General features: G+C 36.4%; 21 protein-coding genes and 1 riboswitch. Of the genes, 20 read left to right on the top strand and 1 reads right to left on the bottom strand.

Translation table 11 applies throughout. The annotated features are described in order from the left end of the window. The 16 genes from ffh to uvrA all read left to right on the top strand — a co-directional run bounded on the left by ffh (position 1) and on the right by uvrA (position 15,501). Entirely contained in the window at positions 1-1,344 is a 1,344-nt protein-coding gene (gene ffh, locus FYJ52_RS07720) for a signal recognition particle protein (RefSeq protein ID WP_328598789.1), read from the top strand. Between the two features lie 47 nt (positions 1,345-1,391). Next, a complete protein-coding gene (gene rpsP, locus FYJ52_RS07715) occupies positions 1,392-1,637 on the top strand; it encodes a 30S ribosomal protein S16 (RefSeq protein WP_154576649.1) in 246 nt (81 codons plus the stop codon). Between the two features lie 16 nt (positions 1,638-1,653). After that, a complete protein-coding gene (locus FYJ52_RS07710; RefSeq protein WP_154576648.1) occupies positions 1,654-1,884 on the top strand; it encodes a KH domain-containing protein in 231 nt (76 codons plus the stop codon). A gap of 61 nt (positions 1,885-1,945) precedes the next feature. Then, positions 1,946-2,461 carry a ribosome maturation factor RimM gene (gene rimM / locus FYJ52_RS07705; RefSeq protein WP_205960808.1) on the top strand — a complete coding sequence of 172 codons (516 nt, stop codon included), beginning with the start codon at positions 1,946-1,948 and terminating at the stop codon, positions 2,459-2,461. Between the two features lie 9 nt (positions 2,462-2,470). Beyond that, positions 2,471-3,163 (top strand): tRNA (guanosine(37)-N1)-methyltransferase TrmD, encoded by a 693-nt coding sequence (trmD, locus tag FYJ52_RS07700; protein WP_328598788.1) that lies wholly within the window; start codon positions 2,471-2,473, stop codon positions 3,161-3,163. A 105-nt stretch (positions 3,164-3,268) separates the two neighbouring features. After that, positions 3,269-3,610, top strand: coding sequence for a 50S ribosomal protein L19 (gene rplS, locus FYJ52_RS07695; RefSeq protein WP_154576645.1), 342 nt, complete (start codon positions 3,269-3,271; stop codon positions 3,608-3,610). Between the two features lie 64 nt (positions 3,611-3,674). Further along, entirely contained in the window at positions 3,675-4,214 is a 540-nt protein-coding gene (gene lepB / locus FYJ52_RS07690) for a signal peptidase I (protein ID WP_154576644.1), read from the top strand. A 2-nt stretch (positions 4,215-4,216) separates the two neighbouring features. Continuing rightward, complete coding sequence (gene ylqF, locus FYJ52_RS07685; protein WP_154576643.1) at positions 4,217-5,050, top strand: ribosome biogenesis GTPase YlqF; 834 nt, start codon at positions 4,217-4,219, stop codon at positions 5,048-5,050. A gap of 8 nt (positions 5,051-5,058) precedes the next feature. Further along, positions 5,059-5,850, top strand: coding sequence for a ribonuclease HII (locus FYJ52_RS07680; RefSeq protein ID WP_154576642.1), 792 nt, complete (start codon positions 5,059-5,061; stop codon positions 5,848-5,850). Beyond that, the gene (locus FYJ52_RS07675) at positions 5,851-6,237 is read left to right on the top strand and encodes a YraN family protein (RefSeq protein WP_154576641.1); all 387 of its coding nucleotides are present in this window, start codon (positions 5,851-5,853) and stop codon (positions 6,235-6,237) included. It begins immediately after the preceding gene. Between the two features lie 57 nt (positions 6,238-6,294). Next, positions 6,295-6,389: riboswitch (SAM riboswitch) on the top strand. A 56-nt stretch (positions 6,390-6,445) separates the two neighbouring features. Further along, positions 6,446-7,615, top strand: a complete 1,170-nt coding sequence (metK, locus tag FYJ52_RS07670; protein ID WP_328598786.1) for a methionine adenosyltransferase — start codon at positions 6,446-6,448, stop codon at positions 7,613-7,615. Positions 7,616-7,777: 162 nt separating this feature from the next. Continuing rightward, positions 7,778-8,464, top strand: coding sequence for a cell division ATP-binding protein FtsE (ftsE, locus tag FYJ52_RS07665; RefSeq protein ID WP_154576639.1), 687 nt, complete (start codon positions 7,778-7,780; stop codon positions 8,462-8,464). Continuing rightward, positions 8,457-9,368 (top strand): permease-like cell division protein FtsX, encoded by a 912-nt coding sequence (ftsX, locus tag FYJ52_RS07660; protein WP_154576638.1) that lies wholly within the window; start codon positions 8,457-8,459, stop codon positions 9,366-9,368. Before ftsE ends, ftsX begins: the two co-directional genes overlap by 8 nt. A 125-nt stretch (positions 9,369-9,493) precedes the next feature. Beyond that, positions 9,494-10,684 carry a S41 family peptidase gene (locus FYJ52_RS07655; RefSeq protein WP_154576637.1) on the top strand — a complete coding sequence of 397 codons (1,191 nt, stop codon included), beginning with the start codon at positions 9,494-9,496 and terminating at the stop codon, positions 10,682-10,684. A 12-nt stretch (positions 10,685-10,696) separates the two neighbouring features. Beyond that, positions 10,697-12,688, top strand: a complete 1,992-nt coding sequence (gene uvrB, locus FYJ52_RS07650; RefSeq protein ID WP_154576636.1) for an excinuclease ABC subunit UvrB — start codon at positions 10,697-10,699, stop codon at positions 12,686-12,688. Continuing rightward, positions 12,685-15,501, top strand: a complete 2,817-nt coding sequence (gene uvrA, locus FYJ52_RS07645) for an excinuclease ABC subunit UvrA (protein WP_154576635.1) — start codon at positions 12,685-12,687, stop codon at positions 15,499-15,501. Before uvrB ends, uvrA begins: the two co-directional genes overlap by 4 nt. Here uvrA and FYJ52_RS07640 read toward each other — a convergent pair. Beyond that, on the bottom strand, positions 15,485-16,180 hold the full coding sequence (locus tag FYJ52_RS07640; protein ID WP_154576634.1) for a tRNA threonylcarbamoyladenosine dehydratase: 696 nt from the start codon (positions 16,178-16,180) through the stop codon (positions 15,485-15,487). The two genes, uvrA and FYJ52_RS07640, sit on opposite strands and share 17 nt — an antisense overlap. 164 nt (positions 16,181-16,344) lie before the next feature. On the opposite strand from FYJ52_RS07640, the gene FYJ52_RS07635 reads away from it, so the two are divergent. From FYJ52_RS07635 to FYJ52_RS07615, 4 genes are all read left to right on the top strand, one after another. After that, positions 16,345-17,160 (top strand): substrate-binding periplasmic protein, encoded by an 816-nt coding sequence (locus FYJ52_RS07635; protein ID WP_205960807.1) that lies wholly within the window; start codon positions 16,345-16,347, stop codon positions 17,158-17,160. Positions 17,161-17,165: 5 nt separating this feature from the next. Continuing rightward, positions 17,166-18,374 carry a tRNA (guanosine(37)-N1)-methyltransferase TrmD gene (trmD, locus tag FYJ52_RS10160; protein WP_235901572.1) on the top strand — a complete coding sequence of 403 codons (1,209 nt, stop codon included), beginning with the start codon at positions 17,166-17,168 and terminating at the stop codon, positions 18,372-18,374. After that, entirely contained in the window at positions 18,374-19,705 is a 1,332-nt protein-coding gene (locus tag FYJ52_RS07620) for a citrate/2-methylcitrate synthase (RefSeq protein WP_154576632.1), read from the top strand. The genes trmD (FYJ52_RS10160) and FYJ52_RS07620 overlap by 1 nt, the downstream gene beginning before the upstream one ends. A 130-nt stretch (positions 19,706-19,835) precedes the next feature. Continuing rightward, positions 19,836-21,251 (top strand): sodium-dependent transporter, encoded by a 1,416-nt coding sequence (locus tag FYJ52_RS07615; protein ID WP_154576631.1) that lies wholly within the window; start codon positions 19,836-19,838, stop codon positions 21,249-21,251. The last annotated feature ends 197 nt before the right edge of the window (positions 21,252-21,448 follow it).

Below are 21,448 nucleotides of genomic sequence, written 5' to 3'. Positions count from 1 at the left end.
ATCATGTTTGAAGGGTTAAGCGAAAAGTTTCAAAATGTATTTTCGGGGATGCGAAAAAAAGGGAAGCTCGATGAATCCGACATTAAGGTTGCAAATAGAGAAATCAAATTGGCACTTCTAGAAGCGGATGTCAACTTTAAAGTCGTTAAGTCCTTCACAAAATCAGTCAGTGAACGAGCGAAAGGCGAAGAAGTTCTTAAGTCATTAACACCAGGTCAACAATACATTAAGGTTGTAAATGAAGAAATGGTGAAAATGCTTGGCGGAGAAGATCAGAAGCTAGAGATCTCAAAGGATAAGCTGAATATCTTCATGATGATTGGTCTTCAAGGAGCGGGAAAAACAACTACCGCTGCAAAAATTGCAAATCTTTTGAGGAAAGAAGCTTCATTATCACCGTTACTTGTTGCGGCTGATGTGTATAGGCCGGCTGCGATTGAACAATTAAAAATACTTGGAAAAGAGCTTAACATACCTGTTTATTTCGATGATGCAAGTCAAAATCCGGTTGAAATAGCAAAAAAGGCGAAAGAAATTGCAACGGAAAAAGGACATGATTTAGTGATTATCGATACCGCTGGCCGTTTGCAAATTGATGAAACATTGATGCAGGAATTATCTGATATTGATCAAAGCATACAACCGACAGAAAAATTGTTGGTTGTTGATGGCATGACTGGGCAGGAATCTGTAAATGTTTCAAAAACATTTGACGATAAACTTGGCATCACTGGTGTTGTCCTAACAAAACTTGACGGTGATACTAGAGGAGGTGCGGCGCTGTCTGTCGCATACACAACTCAGAAGCCAATTGTTTTCATTGGAACTGGGGAAAAATTATCAGACATTGAATCGTTCTATCCAGATCGAATGGCATCTCGCATTTTAGGAATGGGCGATGTATTGTCGTTGATCGACAAAGCGCAGAACATGGTCGATGAGGAAGAAGCAAGACGTATGGAAGAAAAGATACGCAACGCTTCTTTTGATCTTAATGATTTTCTTGATCAGCTTCATCAACTTCAAAAGATGGGGTCTATTTCGAGCTTGCTCGAAATGATGCCAGGTGTTAATAAAAAGGCTTTGGCTGGTCTAGATATGGCGGCCACAGAAAAGCAAATGAAACGAACTGAAGCAATCATTTTTTCCATGACACCAGAAGAAAGAGAAAAGCCAGATATTATCAATGGCAGTCGGCGCAAGCGGATTGCAAATGGCAGTGGCACTAGCGTTGCTGATGTTAACCGTCTGTTAAAAGGATTTGAACAGAGCAGGAAAATGATGAAGCAAATGGGTAACATGGGGAAGAGAAAAAGAGGAAGAATGAAATTGCCGTTTATGTAATATATTATTACTGAACATAAAGATAGCAAAAATGAAAGGAGTTAAAAATGGCAGTAAAAATCAGAATGAAACGGATGGGAAAAAAAAAGAGCCCATTTTATCGTTTAGTTGTCGCTGATATCAGAGCACCAAGAGATGGGAAATTCATCGAAGAAGTCGGCTATTACAATCCAACTGTCGAACCGCCGGTAATTAAAATTAACGGAGATGCAGTAAAAAAATGGATTTCAAATGGTGCCAAACCATCTGCTACAGTCAAGGCGCTTTTACAAAAAGAAAATATCATCGATTAATCAGGAGCAACTTTTTATGAAAGAACTGGTTGAGGTGATCGTTAAGGCACTCGTGGATGATCCCGATGCTGTAGAAGTGACTGAAAGCGAAAAGCATAACGAAATTGTTCTCGAACTTCACGTTGCCGATCATGATATGGGCCGAGTTATTGGCCGCCAGGGAAGGATTGCCAAAGCGATTCGCTCTGTCTTGAAGGCGATGGGAAGTAAAGAAAACAAACGTGTTATGCTGAATATTGTAGATTAATAATTAATATCGAAGGATGATTCGTGCAAGCGAATCATTTTTTTATATATTGGGAAATAAAATGGAACGATTATTAACAGTTGGAAAGATTACAAGGGCACATGGTATTTGCGGAGAAATGCGTGTTATGCCAATGGTTGACGATGCGGAACAATTCTTTTCATTTAAAACAGTTTATATTCAAGACAAGGATAAGAAGCTGCATAAAAAGAATGTTCAAAATGTCAGGTTACACAAAAAAATGGTTTTGCTAATATTAGAAGGCATTAAGAGTAGAAATGATGCGGAAGCATTAATAAACTCAGAGATTTTAATCGATCGCAGCCAGGATCAGTTAGAGCATGATGAAGTATATATTGCGGATCTAATTGGTATTCAAGTTTTCGACAAAAACAACAATAAAATTGGAAAAATCGCGGATGTGCTGACGAATACAGGTGCGATAGACACGCTCGAGATCCAGCTTGAAAACGGGAAAAATATCTACGTTCCTTTTAGAAAATGCTATTTTTATCAATGGGATTTAGATCAAGGAACGATGGCAGCAGATATCCCTGAAGATTTTTTTGATTTATAAGTACATATGATTAATTTATATTTTCTTACGTTATTTCCAGCTATAATTGATGAATACTTTTCCGAAAGCATCATGAAACGTGCACTGGAGGATAACATTATACGGATTCACTCTATTAATATTCGTGATTTTGCTAATAATAAACACAATCGTGTAGATGATTACCCTTATGGTGGGGGTGCAGGAATGGTCATGCAGGCGCCGCCAATCATAAGAGCAATAAAAAGTATTGAACATTATCAAGAAATTCCAATTATTTTTTTAACACCATCTGGGACCACATTTAATACGAAAGAATGTCAGAAATTAACCTTAAAATTAAAAGCGTGTAAAAGTATTATCTTTTTATGCGGTCACTACGAGGGGGTTGATCAGCGTGTTATTGATCGTTATGTAACGGACGAATATTCCATTGGCGACTATGTCTTAACTGGCGGTGAACTGCCGGCTCTTGTTTTGGCTGACAGCATTATCAGGCATATTCAAGGTGTATTGGGAAATGCTGGAAGTTTAACAGAGGAGTCTTTTGAAAGTAATTTACTCGAATATCCGCAATACACTAGACCCCAGAAAGTTGAAGATATGTCTGTTCCAGAGGTGCTGCTTTCAGGAAACCATGCGCAGATAAAAAAGTGGCGAAAAGCAAAATCATTAGAGATCACCCAAGAAAAAAGGCCTGATTTACTAAAAAAAGAAAAATAGCTTGCATTTATCGATCATTTCAATTAAAATTGATAAGTACTGTCTTGATGATCCTCTGGTATATATACGAATGATCTTCAAATTTTCTAAACAAGGAGACGAATTATGGATTTATTAAAAAAAGTTCAAGAAGACAATATGAAAAAAGAAGTCACACCATTTGAAGTTGGTGATACTGTTCGTGTTCATGTACGCGTTATTGAAGGAAAACGTGAAAGAATTCAGATGTTTGAAGGGGTTGTTTTGAAAAAACAACACGGCGGAATTAATGAATCTTTCACCGTTCGTAAATTGTCATCTGGAATTGGCGTTGAAAGAACTTTCCCAGTACATTCACCAAAGGTTGCTCAAATTGATGTTGTACGTCGCGGAAAGGTAAGAAGAGCAAAATTAAATTATCTTCGTGATCGCGTCGGTAAAGCAGCAAGAGTTAAGAGCAGAGATTAATGCATTTTATAACAAGGGTCCTTTACGGGCCCTTGTTTTGTATGCGCTATTTTAGGAGTGGGATATGTCAAAACAACGGAAAAGAGACTGGGGAGAATCAGCAAGTTTGAAAGACTGGATTATTTCTATATTGATTGCGGTCGCTATTGCACTGGTAATTAAATTATTTTTCTTTGATTTTGTAGTGGTACAAGGGCCTTCCATGCAGCCAACATTACATCAGGGACAGCGTCTTGTTATTAATAAAATAGAATACAGAGTAGGTGAACCCGACTATGGTGATATTGTCGTATTGAGATTTTCTCCTGGCGTTGATTATGTCAAACGTGTCATTGCTAAAGGAGGGGACACGATCGAAATAAAGAACATGAAGGTTTACCGTAATGGAAAACTATTGAGGGAATCTTATATTAGTCAAGAGCCATATGGAGATTATCCCAAGACTACTGTACCCAAAGGGAAATATTTTGTCATGGGCGATAATCGCGCTAACAGTTCAGATAGCCGATTTACCTCTCTGGGATTTGTAGATAGCAAGGACATGATTGGACATGTGGTTTTTAGATTCTGGCCATTCAATGAATGGGGTAAAATAGGTCAATAACAATGGAAATAACATCGAAACAGCTTCAATGGTATCCTGGACATATGGCGAAAGCGACCCGACAAATCCGGGAAAAATTAAAATTAGTTGATACGATTATCGAAATATTGGACGCACGAGTTCCCATCGCAAGCCGTAATCCTGATATTGCCCAGCTACTCCAGAAGCGAAAAAAAACTCATATCATTTTATTAAATAAATCTGATTTATCTGACACAAATAGAACTGAGCAATGGATTGGTACAATTAATAAGGAATTTACAGCTCAGTATGTCATGTCTTTTACAGCTTATAATCATAGTGATCGATCAAAGCTTATCCATATATTGCAACAAAATCAATCAAAAAAATGCCTGATTTGCGGCATTCCTAATGTTGGAAAAAGCGCTATTATCAATACATTGGCAAATAAAAAGAAAGCCATAACGGGAAATAAACCAGGTGTTACAAAGGGGCAGCAATGGATTCAAACTGAAGAAAAAATTATGCTCTTGGATACACCAGGTATTTTGTGGCCAAAATTTGATTCTGAACGTATTGGAACCGAATTGGCATGGATTGGGGCAATAAAAGATACGATTTTTGAAAAAGAAAATCTTGCTGGAGAATTTGTTAAATTTATGATTCAGTATTATCCGGACCGTCTTCGAAATCGTTATCGACTTGGAGATATTTCCGGGAAAAAGCCTTGGGAAATTTTTGATATGATTTGTGAAGAAAAGAAATTACTTGCGCGTGGCGGAGAATATGATTATGGCCGTGCGTCTAATATGCTCTTAACAGATATAAAAAATGGAAAATTTGGAAAAATAACAATAGACATGCCAGGAGATTAAGTGAAATCATGACACAAAATTTCGATAAAATACAGCTTTCAAAATTGACAATTAGAGAAATTGAGCATTTAATCCATCAATTGCCGAATAATGAATTGCCCCAAATTTTATCGCATCTCGACAATGATCCTAGAAAAGGCGTCCAAGTGCTCGCACAAAAAAAAAGAAAGCAAGTACAGAAACGAATTGCCAGTATTGAAAAAATTCGTCAGAAAAAGCAAATTGAAAATGAATTGCACGCTCAAGATTTTCAGTTGATTGCAGGGATTGATGAAGTTGGTCGTGGTCCTTTGGCTGGACCAGTTGTTGCGGCAGCGGTTATCATGCCAAGGAAATCGTGTATTTTAGGTATCGATGATTCTAAAAAGCTGTCCGAAAAATCAAGAGAGAAATTTGATCTGGAAATAAGAAAAGAAGCGATTGCTATTGGAATTGGACAGGTTGAGCCCAAAGTAATCGATCAAATCAATATACTTGAAGCAACTAAATTAGCCATGAATCGTGCAGTCGAACAGCTCCAGCCAATCCCTGATTTGTTATTAATAGATGCAGTTCAATTGCCTTCTACAATTCCTGTCAAAGCAATAATACATGGAGATGGAAGATGTTATTCAATTGGCGCTGCAAGTATTGTTGCGAAAGTTTATAGGGATAAATTAATGAAAGCATACGCAAAACAGTTTCCCCAATATGGATTTGAAAATAATAAGGGATATGGGTCAGCGGAACATATAGATGCTATCCATCAGTTTGGTGCAACTTCGATCCATAGAAAAACTTTTATTAAAAAATTTATATAAATGAACAAAAAAAATAATCGCAAAAAAGGGCATTGGGCAGAGGATGTAGCTGCCTATTATTTGGAAAATTATAAAAAGCATCAAATCGTTACACGAAATTATTCTGATAAAACCGGTGAGATTGACATTATTTCAAAAGTAGATCAATTGTATATTTTTACAGAAGTAAAATATAGGGCGAATTTGCTACATGGTACGCCAGGACAAGCAGTAAATTATAGAAAACAGGAACACATTATTAGAACGGCTATTTTATTTTTACAAAAACGAAGAGTTGCTCATCCTCAAATTCGATTTGATGTCGTGGAAGTTGTTGGAACGAATAGAGAGAATGTAAGAGTACGGCATATTGAAAATGCGTTTACCTCAAATGGGTATTATTTATAAAGAAATCTTGACAAAAGAATTACAGAGCGTTATTATGAACATCGCAATTGGAAAACCAACCTATCTAGAGCGGTGGAGGGAAAGGCCCGATGAAGCCCGGCAACCAGCAAAAAGTATGGTGCTAATACCTTCAGGAAACTGAATGATGGGATGAAAGAATCCCACTCGTCTCAAGTGGGATTTTTTAATATAATAAAATAAAGGAGATATTATGAAAAGATTATTTACTTCTGAATCAGTAACAGAAGGACATCCTGACAAAATTTGTGATCAAATATCAGACGCAGTTTTAGACGCTATTATGGAAAAAGATCCGATGGGCCGTGTGGCTTGTGAAACATCAGTTGCCACTGGTCTAGTTTTGGTAACCGGAGAAATCACAACGAATTGCTATATTGATATTCCCAAAATTGCGAGAGAAACCATTCGAGAAATTGGATACGATCGTGCAAAATATGGCTTTGACTGTGATACCTGTGCTGTATTAACGTCAATTGATGAACAGTCTAGTGATATCGCGATGGGCGTCGATGAATCGCTTGAATCTAAAGAAGGTGGCGACATGAACACTGGCGCGGGCGACCAGGGTATGATGTTTGGTTTCGCTTGCGATGAAACACCAGAACTCATGCCAATGCCAATTTCACTGGCACATAAGTTAACAAAACAATTAGCAAATGTAAGAAAAAGTGGTCAGCTCGATTACTTACGTCCAGATGGCAAATCGCAAGTTACTGTTGAATACGATGGCAATAAACCAGTTAGAGTGGACACTGTTGTTATTTCTACACAGCACAGTGCAGAAGTTGATTCAAAAACAATTCGCCACGATGTTATTGAATACGTCATCAAACCTGTTATCGATGCGAATATGATGGATGATGATACGAAAATTTTTGTAAATCCGACAGGACGATTTGTTATTGGTGGTCCTCAGGGAGATGCAGGTTTAACAGGAAGAAAAATTATTGTTGATACCTATGGTGGCGTAGGCCGTCATGGCGGTGGCGCGTTCTCCGGTAAAGATCCAACAAAAGTTGACCGATCCGCAGCGTATGCAGCGAGATGGATTGCTAAAAATATCGTTGCTGCAAAATTAGCTAAGCGCTGTGAAGTACAGCTTGCCTATGCAATTGGGGTTGCGAAGCCTGTTTCTATTTTTGTTGACACCTTTGGCACAGGCACTGTTCCAGATGATAAAATCGTCGAATTAATTGAAAACAACGTCGACTTAAGACCAGACGCAATCATCAAGAATTTAGATCTTCGGAGACCAATTTATAAACAAACTGCTGCTTATGGCCATTTTGGTAGAGATGACTTGAATTTACCGTGGGAACAGTTAACATTGGTCGATACCTTTAAACAGGCACTTTAATACATACATCTGAGACGCGTTAATTAGACGTGTCTCTTTTTTTAAAGAACGCTGAAATTATTTGTATATTATGAATTCTTGAGTTATACTAAACTAGAAAAATTAAGCATTCGTATTGTAAAAGCGAGTTTTAAAATAGATTAATATTAGAAAGAGTACACGATGATAGAATTTGATAATGTTACAAAAACATATGAAAAAAACGAAAAAGATGCGCTAAAAGACATCAATTTGCGCATTGATTCTGGAGAATTTGTTTTTTTGGTAGGGCGCAGTGGTGCCGGAAAGTCGACGTTTATTAAATTATTATTGAGAGAAATTGATGCAACAACGGGAGTTGTCCGGATTAAAGGACATGATATTTCAAAGCTGTCGAAGGCACAGATCCCCTATTTAAGGAGAAAGTTAGGTGTTGTTTTCCAAGATTTCCGTTTGCTGGAAAATAAAAATGTCTATGAAAATGTCGCCTATGCAATGGAAATTATCGGTCGCCCTGAGAAGAAAATCCGAAAAAAGGTTCCACTTGCTTTAAGTATGGTGGGCTTATCCGATCGAATGTACCATTACCCAAATGAATTATCTGGTGGGGAACAGCAACGAGTTGTTATTGCACGGGCGATCATCAATAATCCGAGCATATTGATATGTGATGAACCAACGGGGAATTTGGACCCGGAAACATCAAAGGATATTATGCGTATTTTGCTTGAAATTAATAGACATGGCACAACGACAGTGGTTGTAACACATGATATGAATATCGTCAAATTGTTAAATAAACGTGTTTTAACACTTGAAGACGGTAAATTAACTGGTGACAGCAGCAAAGGTGGGATTGTGAATGTTTAATCTTCGAAGATCTACAATTCGCGATGCTGGGCAGAGTTTGCGGCGTAACTCATTGATGAGTTTGGCCTCTATTATTTCAATGACTGCAGCTTTAATTATTTTGGGCATCTTCTTAGTCATTACAATGAATATCCGACAAATTAGCAGACATGTCGAAGGCAATTTGCAAATTCAGGTGTTTATGGCTCAGAATTGTACGCAACAACAAAAGGATGCTTTAAAGGATTATTTAGACTCAAATAGTTTAATTCGGTCTGTTAAATATGAATCAAAACAGACTGCGTTAAAGAATTTTTCTAATCAATTGAATTCTTCATCTAATCTGACAGAAACATTTAACGCTAAAAATAATCCTATGCCAGAATCATATATTATCAGGGCGAAAAATGCGAATAATCTTGGAAAAATAAAAAAGCAAATCGCACAGTATAATAAAAATAGTAACGCTGGCATAGAATATATTAAGTATGGAAAAGATTATATAAAAGCGTTGACTAATTTTAGCCATTTTATCAACCTATTTTGTATTTTCGTTGTGATTGTATTGTCTGTCATTTCTTATTTCTTGATTTATAATACAATTAAATTAACAGTATTTGCTAGAAGAAAAGAAATAGGCATAATGAAATATGTCGGTGCTACAGATAGTTATATCCGAGCTCCTTTTATTTTGGAGGGTGCGTTCTTAGGTATAATTGCTGCTTTAGCTGCTACATTAGCTGTTCGAACGGGATATTTTTATATTTTAGGATATCTAAGTGGTAATGCATTGTTGCCAATTACGGCAAATTTATCTTCTCCAGCTGCATTAATTGGACAAATTGTTATTTTCTTTTTAGTGTATGGAGTATTAATCGGCACGATCGGGAGCCGTGTTGCTATAAGAAAGTTTTTAGATGTTTAATTTATTTTGATTGTGTACAATCTCCCCCCCAATTGTATTGGGTCTTTGCAGACTCATGAATAATAAGCAATTGGGGGGCTTCTTATATTTATATCATTTGAATCAATTTCAATGGAGTAAAATTAATGAATTGGAGAAAAAAGCATCTTTGGGTGATTGTTTTTATCATCTTTTTAACGAATATATTGACCTTTATTCTTACATCATTTGGCGTTTTTCATTTAAATAAATACTATGTATTTAAAGCTAATACGTCTAAAATTGCAAAGTCAACTCAAAAATTTGCGCAACTTGAAAACTCAATAGATGAAAATTATTACAAAAAAGTAAATATTGACAAATTATCAGAAGCTGCCTATAAGAATATGTTCAAAGCGATTAAGGACAAATATTCTATTTATTACACCAAAAAGGAATATCGTGAATTGACTCAAGAAATATCTGGATCGTATTATGGAATTGGTGTCGTATTAAGTGAAGATGATAATAAAAACGCTTATATTGTATCGGTTATGAAAAACACACCTGCGGAAAAAGCAGGATTAAAATCTGGTGATGTCATTAAATCGATCGATGGGAAAAATTATCTAGGGAAGGGTTCGTCTGCTGTTGCAAATAAAGTAAGAGGAAAGGTAGGGAGTAGTGTTCAGCTAATTATTCAAAGAAATGGAAAAGACACGACAATGAAAGTTGAACGTACCGCAGTCAAAAATTCGACTGTAACAGCAAGAACTTTTAAACAAAACGGAAAGAAAATAGGATATATATATATTTCTGAATTTGCTGAAAATACAGATGAAGAATTTGAGACAGAATTGACTACACTTAGAAAAAAGAAGATTCAAGGATTGATCATTGATTTGCGGGAAGATGGCGGAGGTATTGTCGATACAGCGGTTAACATCAGTGATCAATTGATATATAAAGGAAAAATCGTAACAACAAAAGGAAGAAATGGAAACAGTGAGACTTATCGTGCCACGAGTAAGGCTCAACTTGATCTTCCGATGGTTATCTTGGTCAATCAGCATACAGCGAGTGCGTCTGAAATATTGACTGGCGCATTGCAGGATTACAAAAAAGCGACAGTTATCGGAACACAGACATTTGGAAAGGGAATTGTTCAAAGTGTTATTCCAATGTATGATGGTTCTGGATATCAAATTACGACAGCTCAATATTACACACCGAAAGGAAGAAGTATTAATAAAAAGGGTATTACTCCTGATATTGTTATTAATGAAAATAATCTAACAGAAAATTATCTTACTGACAGGGATCAGCAATTTCAGAAGGCTTTAGAGATCATTAAGTAGTAAACATTCAAAATGAAAAAAATCACAAAACTAAATAAGCCATTTAAAGTTGTATCGAATTTTACCCCAAAGGGGGATCAGCAACAGGCTATTAATAAACTCTCAAAAGGAATAAAAGATGGAATGAAATATCAAACGTTGTTGGGAGTAACCGGCTCAGGAAAAACATACACAATGGCAAAAGTTATTGAGGCCGTTCAGAAACCAACACTTGTGTTGGCGCATAATAAAACATTGGCAGCGCAATTGGCTAATGAATTTAGGACTTTTTTTCCAAACAACGCAGTTGAATATTTTGTTTCTTATTATGATTATTATCAACCAGAAGCTTATGTTCCTGGAAGAGATCTTTATATCGAAAAAGATGCTTCCATTAACGATGAAATAGATAAGCTCAGGCATTCAGCTACAGCTGCACTGTTTGAACGGACAGATGTTATTATTATTGCGTCTGTTTCATGTATTTACGGTCTAGGAAGCCCAATTGACTACGAAAATCTTGTGATTTCTCTTAGACCGGGGATGAAAAAAGATCGAGACGAAATTATCAGGCAGTTGGTTGATATTCAATATGTTCGCGATAATATTGGTTTCGAGAGAAATAATTTTCGTGTGCGAGGCGATGTTCTGGAAATTTTTCCAGCTTCTTCAACAGATAAAGCAGTAAGAATTGAATTTTTTGATGATGAAATTGATCGTATTACGGAAATCAATGTAGTTACAGGTGAAATAATCGGAGAATTAACTCACGTCGCCATTTTTCCTGCTTCGCATTACACGACGACACCTGATCGTCTTGAAAACGCAATAAAAGGAATACGAAGGGAACTTGGCGAACGATACACTTGGTTTAAAGAACATGATTATCTCGTTGAAGCGCAAAGAATATTACAGCGAACGAATTATGATTTAGAAATGCTTCAGGAAATGGGCTACTGTACTGGGATTGAAAATTACACTCGTTATATTAACGGCTCAAAACCTGGCGCGCCCCCGTACACATTAATTGATTATTTTCCTGACGATTTTTTGATTTTTGCGGATGAATCTCATGTTTCCATTCCACAAATTGGGGGTATGAGTGCAGGCGATCGTGCGCGGAAGAAAAACCTTGTCGATTACGGTTTTCGTCTGCCTTCGGCTTATGATAATCGACCTTTAACTTTTGAGGAGTTTGAGGGGAAGATTCATCAGATTATTTTCACATCGGCAACGCCGGGAAAATATGAAGACGAACATAGTCAGCAGATAGTAGAACAATTGATTCGTCCAACTGGATTGTTAGATCCTGAAATTTCACTTCGACCGACTAAAGGTCAAATCGATGATTTAATCGGCGAAATACGAAAAACCGTTTCAACAAAAGAACGCGTTTTAATCACGACGTTAACGAAAAAAATGGCAGAAGACCTAACAGAATATTTAAAAGACAATGGGATCAGGGTTCGCTATTTGCATTCTGATATTGATACAATTGAGAGGATGAAAATATTAAGAGAGCTGCGTCTAGGGAGTTTTGATGTCCTCGTAGGCATCAACCTGTTGCGTGAGGGGCTAGATTTACCAGAGGTTGGACTTGTTGCAATTCTAGATGCCGACAAGGAGGGCTATTTAAGAAGTGAAACATCGTTGATTCAGACGATTGGTAGAGCAGCTCGAAACGTAGATGGTCATGTTATCATGTATGCAGATACCATTACCAAATCGATGGATTATGCGATCACAGAAACAAAACGAAGAAGAAAAATTCAACAGCAATACAATTTAGAACACCATATTATTCCACAAACTGTAAAAAAAGATATTCACGATATTATTGAAGTGACAAAAGTCGCAGATGAACCCGAAAAATACGAAAAGCAGCCTTCAAAACAACATGAGGAAGCTGTTGATTTAGAAAAACTTGAGAAAGAAATGAAAGCAGCAGCTGCTCAGCTTGATTTTGAAAAAGCCGCAAAAATTAGAGACTTAATAAAAGAACTTAAAGGTCAAAAGGTCATATGAAGTATATATCAGTAATTGGAGCAAAAGAACATAATTTAAAAGATGTTAGTCTAAAAATCCCGAGAGATCAACTGGTTGTTTTTACTGGTGTATCCGGGTCAGGCAAGTCGACACTGGCTTTTGATACGATTTACGCCGAAGGGCAGCGCAGATATATTGAATCGTTGTCTTCATATGCGCGAATGTTTTTAGGGAATAGCAGAAAGCCCAGGGTTGAAAAAATCGAAGGGCTCTCTCCAGCTGTTTCTATTGATCAAAAAACAACAAATAGAAATCCAAGATCGACAGTTGGAACGGTTACGGAAATATATGATTATTTAAGATTATTGTATGCCCGAATTGGGATTCCTCATTGTCCCTACTGTGGAAAAGAAATTTCTTCTCAAAGTATCGACCAAATTGTCGATCGTATTTTGGAATTGCCAGATGGAACAAAATTTATGATTCTATCTCCTTTGGTAAGAGGTGAAAAAGGACAACAGAAAAAATTATTATCTCGTTTAAAAAAAGATGGATACGTTCGCGTGGTGATTGATGATGAAATGCACCTTTTATCAGAAAAGATTGAATTAAAGAAAAATGTCAAGCATCATATCGATGTCGTCGTTGATCGACTCAAAAAAAGAGAAAATATGCGCGAGCGTTTGACGGATTCTGTTGAAATCGCACTTAAAATGTCTGATGGTCTGGTAAAATGTCAAATTATTGATGGAGAAAGCATCTTATTTAGCGAAAAGTTATCATGTCCTGATTGCGGCTTCTCTATGGAGGAATTAGAGCCTCGTTCTTTTTCTTTTAACAATCCATATGGAATGTGTCCAACTTGTAACGGACTGGGTTTTCATAAAGAGGTTGATCCGGATTTGTTAATACCAGATCGCAGCTTGTCAATTAATGAAGGTGCAATTAAATTTTTTGGGCTAAAACATGATAATAGACACCTTCAATCAATGCTGCGAAGCATACTTGAAAAATATGATTATGACTTTGATACGCCCATAAAAAAAATCTCAAAACCTTGTTTGAATGAAATTTTATTCGGTTCAGATGATGAAATGACCGTTACTTATAATGGTAAATTCAAAGGAACTTACACTTCGCGTTTCGAAGGTTTGATCAACAACATGGAGAGACGGTTCAGAGAGACCAAATCAAATACAATGCGCGGATTTATTGAACGATATATGTCCGATATTCCATGTCCAAGTTGCCATGGCAAAAGACTTAATCCTAAAATATTGTCTGTAACCATTGCAAATATGAATATCATTGAGTTTACGGAGCTTTCAATTCGTGAAGCATTAAAGTTTTTAGATCAGCTATCTCTAACAGAACATGAAATGCTGATCGCGAGTCAAATTATTACGGAAATTAAAAATCGACTTCAATTCTTATCAGATGTCGGACTTGATTATTTGACGCTTGAACGCTCGGCAGGAACGCTTTCAGGTGGAGAAAGCCAACGAATTCGGCTTGCGACACAGATCGGGACGGGTTTAACAGGGGTTCTGTATGTGCTCGATGAACCAAGTATTGGATTACATCAGAGAGATAATCGTAAATTACTAAATTCATTAAGACAATTAACCGATTTAGGCAACTCACTCATTGTCGTTGAACATGATGAAGAAACCATTCGTGAAGCAGATTGGATTGTTGATATCGGACCAAGAGCTGGCGTAAACGGGGGAGAGATTATTGCCGAAGGAAGCGTCGATGACATTATTCGTTCAGAACAATCCATCACAGGCAAATATTTATCTGGAAAAGAAAAAATTCCGATTCCTTTTAAAAGAAGAGAAGGAAACGGGAAATTTATTAAAATAACGGGAGCAGCCGAACATAATTTAAAACAAATTGATGTTAAGTTTCCATTGGGAAAACTTGTTTTAGTGACCGGTGTCTCGGGATCGGGGAAATCGACACTCGTCAACGACATTTTGTATAATGGCATCTCTAGAGAACTTTATCAAAGTTACAAGCGCCCGGGGAAACACAAACAAATCTCCGGTATACAGAATATTGATAAAATAATTGCGATTGATCAAACACCCATTGGTCGCACACCAAGATCAAACCCTGCAACATATACAGGATTATTTGATTTAATTCGAGATTTGTTTGCAAGTACAAATGAGGCGAAGGCCCGTGGTTATAATAAAGGACGATTCAGCTTTAATGTAAAAGGCGGAAGATGTGAAACCTGCCATGGTGATGGGATCATCAAAATAGAGATGCATTTTTTACCCGACGTGTATGTGCCATGCGAAGTCTGTAAAGGGACACGATATAACAGGGAAACTTTAGATGTTAAATACAAAGGGAAAAATATTGCCGAAGTATTAGATATGACAGTTGATGAAGCACTTGATTTTTTCAAAAATATTCCGCGCATAAAGCGGAAATTGGAAACACTTCACGATGTAGGGTTGGGTTATATCAAATTAGGACAGCCTTCTACGCAATTGTCTGGGGGAGAAGCACAAAGAGTAAAATTATCAACTGAGTTATCAAGACAAAATACTGGAAAAACCCTTTATATTTTAGATGAACCGACAACAGGATTGCATATTGACGATGTTGCAAAGCTTGTAAAAATCATGCATCGTCTAGTGGATTTAGGAAATACCGTTGTGATTATTGAACACCATCTCGATGTCATCAAAGTTGCAGATTATATTATTGATCTAGGCCCAGAAGGCGGAGAAAATGGCGGCACGATTGTAGCTCAGGGGACACCGGAAGAAGTGGCCCAAAATCCAAAATCGTATACAGGTGCATACTTAAAAGAAATTTTCAAACAAGCTGAGTGAGATCTTTGATCACTTCTCCAGCCATGATTAATCCCACAACAGAAGGCACAAAAGAGACAGAACCGACAATTTTTTCAAATTTGTCGGTTTTTATTTTTTGAGGTTTTTCTTTGGAATAAACAACTTTTAATCGATTAATATGACGTTTGCGAAGTTCACGGCGAATTACTTTTGCTAGTGGATCCACAGATGTTTGAAAGATATCCGCAACTTTAAATTGTGTAGGATCAATTTTATTTCCAGCACCCATTGAACTAATGATTGGGACATGATGACGATATGATTCTTCAATAAGTGTTAATTTCGCTGTGACAGTGTCCACCGCATCAATAACGTAATCATATTGTGTGAAGTCAAATTGATCTTTCGTATCTGGTAGAAAAAAAAGAGGGAAAGTCCTTACTGTGATATTGGGATTGATGTCGTGGATGCGGTTTTTCATGACTTCTGTTTTCGATTGTCCAATTGTTGATCTTGTCGCGATGATTTGGCGATTTAAATTTGTAATATCAACGATATCTTTATCAATAATATCTATATGGCCAACGCCACAGCGGGCGATTGCCTCAACAGCAAAGCCACCCACACCACCAAGACCAAAAACAGCAATATGTGAGTGCATGAGCGTTTCCATAGCTTCTTGACCGAGTAATAATTCTGTTCTTTGCAACTGTTTCATTTTTCCCTCACATTTAATAAAAAGATAATTTATACTATACCTTAATCGGGAATGATTTTCTATTTATTTCTTTAAAATGACTTTATTACTTTAATTAATTAATCAAAAAGTGTATAATATTTTCAATTACTTGTTGAATGGAATACAAAAGAGAGAGGTATACCATGAAAAGAACAAGGAGAATCTTTTTTCTAATCTGTTGCATAGCAATGATTTTTACTTTAACGACCGCGTGCAGTCAATCAGCAAAAACAAATTCAGATTCTTTGGCTGATGGGACGCTTACATTTGGTGTTTGCGCAAATCATGAACCAATGGCTTTTACCGATGGGAAGCAAAACGTCATTGGATTTGAAATTGATTTAGGAAATGCAATCGCACAAGAATTAAAAGTTAATCCCTATTGGATTAATACGTCTTGGAATAGTATTTTTGATCGAATGAATAAAAAAAAGTACGATTGTGTCCTATCATCTGTAACCGATACGCCTTCTAGAGAAGATAATTTCAGCCTATCAAACCGTTACTTTGTCAATCATATCGTCCTCGTAAAAAAAAGCGAAAACAATAGTGGTTCGGCTGATAATTCGGATGAAACATTAAAAGATTTAAAAGATAAACAGGTTGGTGTTGTTGTAAATAGTGGAGGAGCTGGCACAGCAAAGGCGCATTTAAATAGCGATAAAATTAAGAAATTCAATACGCTCAATTATGCTTTTAAAGCATTAGGAAACAATGCGGTTGATCGTTTAATGATTGATGAATCGGAAGCAGTTTTCTATATCAAAAAATATCCAAATCAATATCAGATCTCATCTCAGCCAATTGCTAGCGAAAACTACACAATAGTTTGCCGAAAGGATAATACGAAGTTAACGAGAAAAATTAACAACGCATTAGGGCATTTAATAGAAAATGGAACGTATGCAGAGTTGACAGAAAAATGGTTTAATAAGGATATGACTTCATTAGTGAAATAATCAATATGCTAAATATCAACATATTAACTTTAATGCCGGAAGATTTTAAAGGGTTTTTATCATCTCATATTGTTAAACAAGCGGCGAAAAATCAAACGGCAAGTATACATATAATTGATATCAAGAAATTTGCAAAAGGAAGTTTCCGAAACATAGATGACTCACCTTATGGTGGTGGACCCGGAATGATCTTACGTTATGAACCTATCGTGAAGGCAATAAATGCGGTTAAGAAAAATAAGAGTTTTACAATTTTAATGTCGCCGTCCGGACGTACCTATAATCAGTCAATGGCCAGTAAAATTGCACATACATATAACGATATTATTATGATCTGTGGACATTACGAAGGTGTTGATGAACGCGTAATGAATTATGTTGATCTCAAACTATCAATAGGTGATTATATCTTAACCGGCGGAGAATTGCCAGCAATGGTGGTGGCAGATTCAATACTCAGGCAGTTGAAAGATAATTTAAAGGCTTCGAGCCTTGAAGAAGAGTCTTTTAATCATATGCTTTTGGAATACCCGCAGTATACGCACCCTAGGGAAGTTGATGGACTTCAGGTTCCCGATGTGTTGTTATCTGGAGACCATAAAAAAATTAAAAGATGGCGCTATATACAGTCATTAAAAATGACCGAAAAGTTTAGACCAGACCTATTAAAAAAGTATCAGCGCATGAATAAAATAGTTAACATAGATAGGAGTATTAAAATGGCAGATAATGAACAAAAACATAGTGATAATTTTAATATATTAAATTTATCGAATGAATTAATATATCGTCGATTTATGTTGATTAATAACAATGAAATTTCTCATTTCTTCAATGAAATGACAATTCCCGAGTTTATTGTATTAAATTTAATTTTAAAAAATGAAAAAAATGATCCGATTTATGGCGGTAAAACCTATTTGTCGGATTTAGCTGAAAGTCTGCATCGTCCAATTCGCTACGTTTCTACTTTATCTCGACAACTTCAAGATAAAGGGCTGATTATTTGGAAACATGATGGTGACGGTGAACAGGGAACGTACGTCATGATCACTGATGATGGGAAAAAGTTAGTTGAAAAGCATCAGCAAATGACGCAGCAGTTTTATTCACATGTTATCGAAAAGTACGGACAACAGAATATGATAAAATTACTTGACTTAATGAAGCAATTGGATACAGTCATTACTACAGAATTGGAAAAGGAGAAATAATGAGTCAAGGACAATCAAAATATCTAGAAAGACAAATTTCAATTTGTAAAGAAAATGACGAAATCTCGCCTCGCCTTTATAGTGAATATGGTGTCAATTTAGGATTGAGAGATCCGGATGGGAAAGGTGTCTTAACTGGATTAACTAATATCTCTGCGGTAAACGGTACAAAGGTTATTAGTGGAAAACGTGTACCGTGTGAGGGAGAGTTGTGGTATCGCGGCTATCGAATTGAAACTTTAATCAATAGCTTAGGCGAAAATGAGATGGGATTTGGCAAAATTGCCTATCTATTACTTATGGGAGAGCTGCCATCAGATGAGGAACAAAAAACGTTTACTTCTGCAGTTCGGCATTACCGAAAGCTGCCGACGAATTTTGTTCGAGATGTCATCATGAAAGCACCCAGTTCAGATATTATGAATAGTATGTCTCGTTCTATTCTGACTCTGGCATCTTACGATTCAGAAGCCAAAAATCCTTCTCTTCAAAATAATTTGAGGCAATGTTTGCAGTTGATTGGCCAATTTCCAATGCTGGCGGTTTATGCCTATCATGCCCATGTTTTTACAAATTTAGATGGCAGCATGTATGTACATAATCCAAAGTCAGAACTATCAACCGCTGAAAATTTCCTGATGATGCTTAGACCAGACCAATCTTTTTCTACAGTCGAAGCTAAGACATTAGACACCGCTATGATTCTTCATATGGAGCACGGCGGAGGAAATAATTCGACATTTACAACACGAGTGGTTACTTCAAGTGGCTCTGACACTTATTCGACGATTAGTGCCGCAATGTCATCTTTGAAAGGTCCAAAACATGGCGGAGCCAACATAAAAGTAATGAATATGATGAACGACATTCGTAAGAATGTGAAAGATTTTTCTGATGAAGATGAAATAGCTTATTATTTGAGAAAAATATTATCAGGAGAAGTATTGGATCATAAAGGGTTGATTTACGGTATGGGCCACGCAGTTTATACTTTGTCTGATCCGAGAGAAAAAATATTTAAGAAATACGTTAAACAGTTGGCAAAAGAAAAGGGTAGAGAAAATGATCTTTTACTTTACGAAAATATAGAAAAATTAGCGCCAGAGCTTATTAATGAAAAACGTAAAGTAAAAAAACCCGTATGTGCCAATGTCGACTTTTATAGTGGATTTGTTTTTAATATGTTAAATATTCCAATTGAATTGTACACGCCTCTTTTTGCTGTAGCAAGGATTGTTGGTTGGAGCGCTCATCGAATGGAAGAATTGATTTGTACAGACAAGATCATTAGACCTGCATACATGAGCGTGATGGAAAAGCATGAAAATTAAGAGAGTGTTTTTAGATGATAGGTGAGAGCCTGTCATCTTTTTTTGTTTAAATAAATCTTTATTCTAATAAATATATATGGTATCATTAAAAAATACTTAAATATTTTAGAAGTTTTAAGGGGGGTAATCTATGCAAAATAAGCATTCTCGCAATGGCTTTAGTGGACAGCTTGGCTTTGTGATGGCTGCAGCAGGTTCAGCTGTTGGATTAGGAAACATTTGGCGTTTTCCCTATTTGGCAGCTAAGGATGGTGGTGGTGTTTTTTTAATTGTATACTTGGTTTTAGTTCTTACCTTTGGTTTTACTTTACTCACAAGTGATATTGCAGTCGGGAGACATACACAAAAGAGCCCAATTGAAGCCTATGAAACGCTTAAACCTGGATGGGGATTTCTAGGAAAAATTACTTTTTTAGTCCCGGCCATTATTATGACGTATTATGCTGTTATCGGTGGATGGGTTCTCAAATATGTAATGACTTATTTTATGGGAAAAGGACATGCGGCAGCTTCATCGAGCTATTTCGCTTCATTCATCACATCGCCGGTTGCTCCAATTGTGTATGGTCTTATTTTTATGATTTTTACTTCACTTATCGTGTACCGGGGAGTACAAAATGGTGTTGAAAAGTTTTCGAAAGTTTGCATGCCAATTTTATTTTTCATGATCTTTGCGATTGCAATCTTTTCGTTAACACTAAAACATACAGAAAATGGTGTAACAAGAACAGGTTTACAAGGTTTAGCTGTTTATATGATTCCCAATTTTAAGGGAATGACTTTTGGGAAATTTCTATCAATTGCGTTAGATGCGATGAGTCAATTATTTTTCTCATTGTCTGTCTCGATGGGGATCATGGTCACTTACGGTTCTTATGTAAAAAAAGACGTGGATTTAAATTATTCGATTAACATGATCGAGATTTTTGACACGATTGTAGCCTTCTTAGCTGGTTTGATGATTATTCCTTCAATTTATGTATTTGCAGGAACGGAGGGAATGGCTTCTGGACCATCATTAATCTTTGTCTCTTTACCTAAAGTATTTAATGCAATGGGAGTAGCAGGAAATATTTTTGGAGCTGTATTTTTCATTATGGTTACTTTTGCAGCGCTTACTTCCTGCATTTCTGTCCTTGAAACATTGGTTGCAGACTGCACGAAACTTTTTCATTCTTCGAGAAAAAAGACCACACTTGTATTAACTGTTATTTATAGTGCTGCCACTGTCATTATTACATTAGGGTATACGATCTTTTATTTTGAATTAAAGTTACCAAATGGTGCAGTAGGGCAGTTATTAGACTTAGCTGATTATATTAGTAATAGTGTTTTAATGCCAATTACATCACTATTATCTTGTGTGTTGATTGGATGGGTTGTAAAACCGAAATTAGTCATTGATGAGATGGAATTGAATGGAGAAAATTTTAAAAGAAAATCCATTTATTCTGCAATGGTTAAATACATTGCACCTGTCATTATGGTTGTATTATTTTTGCAGTCGACAGGATTTTGGCAATGGTTATCTAAAATATTACATTAATAATTAAGACGTCACACTCGAGTTGAGTGTGATATGTACCCTCTTTACTGGACAACCAGTAAGGAGGGTATTTAGTACCATATAAGTGTAGCAAGACAGAGAAGAAATTCTCATCCTGCTGCACTTATTTTTATATAATAGGGGAAGCAGCTGGCCTGACGTGCGGGTTTTTGGGTCATTGCATCCGACATAAAAAC

The organism is Pseudoramibacter porci (genome assembly GCF_009696145.1).
GTDB lineage: Bacteria > Bacillota > Clostridia > Eubacteriales > Eubacteriaceae > Pseudoramibacter > Pseudoramibacter porci.
This window is presented reverse-complemented; position numbering and strand designations above follow the sequence as displayed.

Coding starts and splice junctions, on each gene's coding strand:
- rpsP (WP_154576649.1), top strand. CDS start 1,392: ATGGCAGTAAAAATCAGAATGAAACGGATGGGAAAAAAAAAGAGCCCA.
- FYJ52_RS07710 (WP_154576648.1), top strand. CDS start 1,654: ATGAAAGAACTGGTTGAGGTGATCGTTAAGGCACTCGTGGATGATCCC.
- rimM (WP_205960808.1), top strand. CDS start 1,946: ATGGAACGATTATTAACAGTTGGAAAGATTACAAGGGCACATGGTATT.
- rplS (WP_154576645.1), top strand. CDS start 3,269: ATGGATTTATTAAAAAAAGTTCAAGAAGACAATATGAAAAAAGAAGTC.
- lepB (WP_154576644.1), top strand. CDS start 3,675: ATGTCAAAACAACGGAAAAGAGACTGGGGAGAATCAGCAAGTTTGAAA.
- ylqF (WP_154576643.1), top strand. CDS start 4,217: ATGGAAATAACATCGAAACAGCTTCAATGGTATCCTGGACATATGGCG.
- FYJ52_RS07680 (WP_154576642.1), top strand. CDS start 5,059: ATGACACAAAATTTCGATAAAATACAGCTTTCAAAATTGACAATTAGA.
- FYJ52_RS07675 (WP_154576641.1), top strand. CDS start 5,851: ATGAACAAAAAAAATAATCGCAAAAAAGGGCATTGGGCAGAGGATGTA.
- ftsE (WP_154576639.1), top strand. CDS start 7,778: ATGATAGAATTTGATAATGTTACAAAAACATATGAAAAAAACGAAAAA.
- ftsX (WP_154576638.1), top strand. CDS start 8,457: ATGTTTAATCTTCGAAGATCTACAATTCGCGATGCTGGGCAGAGTTTG.
- FYJ52_RS07655 (WP_154576637.1), top strand. CDS start 9,494: ATGAATTGGAGAAAAAAGCATCTTTGGGTGATTGTTTTTATCATCTTT.
- uvrB (WP_154576636.1), top strand. CDS start 10,697: ATGAAAAAAATCACAAAACTAAATAAGCCATTTAAAGTTGTATCGAAT.
- uvrA (WP_154576635.1), top strand. CDS start 12,685: ATGAAGTATATATCAGTAATTGGAGCAAAAGAACATAATTTAAAAGAT.
- FYJ52_RS07640 (WP_154576634.1), bottom strand. CDS start 16,180: ATGAAACAGTTGCAAAGAACAGAATTATTACTCGGTCAAGAAGCTATG.
- FYJ52_RS07635 (WP_205960807.1), top strand. CDS start 16,345: ATGAAAAGAACAAGGAGAATCTTTTTTCTAATCTGTTGCATAGCAATG.
- trmD (WP_235901572.1), top strand. CDS start 17,166: ATGCTAAATATCAACATATTAACTTTAATGCCGGAAGATTTTAAAGGG.
- FYJ52_RS07620 (WP_154576632.1), top strand. CDS start 18,374: ATGAGTCAAGGACAATCAAAATATCTAGAAAGACAAATTTCAATTTGT.
- FYJ52_RS07615 (WP_154576631.1), top strand. CDS start 19,836: ATGCAAAATAAGCATTCTCGCAATGGCTTTAGTGGACAGCTTGGCTTT.